We start from the raw sequence: 722 nt of genomic DNA, 5'->3' as shown, positions 1-722 counted from the left end.
ATCGTCGCCATTATCCATAACGTCCGCAGCGACAGCTCCAGCTCGGCGCTGGGCTGGTTCTGGGCGGTCTACTCCGTCGGTATCGGCGTGTTCGGCAGCTATATCCCGAGCTTCACCATCCCGCACATTGGCGAGATGGGCACCCTGTGGCTGGCGCTGGCGTTCTGCGTCACCGGCGGGCTGATTGCCCTGGCGGCGCTGCGCAACACCGAAACCCCGCGCCATATGCAGAACCTCACCACCCGCGAGAAGTTCTCCGAACTGGGGCGCGCGGTGACCCTTATCTACACCAACCGCAGCATTATGCTCTCCAGCATTGTGCGCATTATCAACACCCTGTCGCTGTTCGGCTTCGCGGTGGTCATGCCGATGATGTTCGTCGATGAGCTCGGTTTCACCACTTCCGAATGGCTGCAGGTGTGGGCGGCGTTCTTCTTCACCACCATCTTCTCCAACGTCTTCTGGGGTATCGTGGCGGAGAAACTGGGCTGGATGAAAGTGGTGCGCTGGTTCGGCTGCATCGGCATGGCGCTGTCGAGCCTGGCGTTTTACTACCTGCCGCAGCACTTCGGGCATAACTTCGCCATGGCGCTGGTGCCGGCGATTGCGCTGGGGATTTTCGTCGCGGCGTTCGTGCCGATGGCGGCGGTGTTCCCGGCGCTGGAGCCAAAGCATAAAGGGGCGGCGATTTCGGTCTACAACCTGTCTGCCGGGCTGTCGAA

1 protein-coding gene is annotated in these 722 nt (G+C 61.6%); it reads left to right on the top strand.

Annotation, left to right across the window (positions count from 1 at the left end):
• Nucleotides 1-722 (top strand): MFS transporter (locus PGR09_RS24485; protein ID WP_430916582.1); only part of this gene is annotated, 722 nt, incomplete at both ends.

The organism is Klebsiella sp. 141251, from assembly GCF_050600725.1.
Classification (GTDB): domain Bacteria; phylum Pseudomonadota; class Gammaproteobacteria; order Enterobacterales; family Enterobacteriaceae; genus Klebsiella; species Klebsiella aerogenes.
The sequence above is the reverse complement of the archived record's forward strand: the minus strand, read 5'-3'. Positions and strand labels throughout refer to the sequence as shown.